This window comes from Parapedobacter sp. SGR-10 (genome assembly GCF_011030405.1).
GTDB lineage: Bacteria > Bacteroidota > Bacteroidia > Sphingobacteriales > Sphingobacteriaceae > Sphingobacterium.
In genome coordinates this window covers 1-643 of record NZ_JAAJTJ010000072.1, presented here as the reverse complement: position 1 = coordinate 643, position 643 = coordinate 1, and the positions used below count along the sequence as shown (strand labels likewise).

The following is a 643-nucleotide window of genomic DNA, read 5'->3' as shown; positions in this document are numbered from 1 at the left end:
TCTCCCGCTTACCCTTACCGGCAAAGTCCATCTTCTGTCCCATGGGGCATACATAGAAGTCTTCCTCCTTATTGTAGTACAGGTTCTGCAAAAGGAAGGGGTTGTTCTTCTGTGCGCGTTTCTGCTCTTTATGGAAGTAACTGTACTTGACATAACCCTCTATTTTCTTTGATTCGAGCATCTCATAGTTCTCTTCACTGCCGTAGCCCGCATCGGCCACCACGACATCACTCTGTCTGTCATAGCGTTCCTCAAAGCCCTCAAGATGGTCTTTCAGCGTAGTGGTATCGGTGCTTGTCCGGTGGATACTGTAGTGGGTGATGAACTGTTCTTCCGTACTGATCTGCGTGTTGTAGGCCGGTTTGAGCTGCCCGTTCTGCATATGGTCATCTTTCAGCCGCATGAAGGTGGCATCCACATCGGTCTTGCTGTAACTGTTCCTTTCCCCCAGTGTGGCCAACTGCTGTTCGTATTTTTCCAGCCTGGGAAGATGCTCTTCCCGCAGCTTTTTAAGCTGTTTTTGGGTAGGCTTTGCTGCTTCTTTGAGTTTTTCGTTCAGCACGGAAAGTCTGTCCCTGAGCTCATCGCTCTTAATAGGTCTGGGGGTTTCATCCCTGCCCAGTTCCGATTGGTCCTGTCTTAT

1 protein-coding gene is annotated in these 643 nt (G+C 49.5%); it reads right to left on the bottom strand.

Going from position 1 to position 643, the window contains the following annotated elements:
• Nucleotides 1-643 (bottom strand): transposase (locus G5B00_RS17900; protein ID WP_163878839.1); only part of this gene is annotated, 643 nt, incomplete at both ends.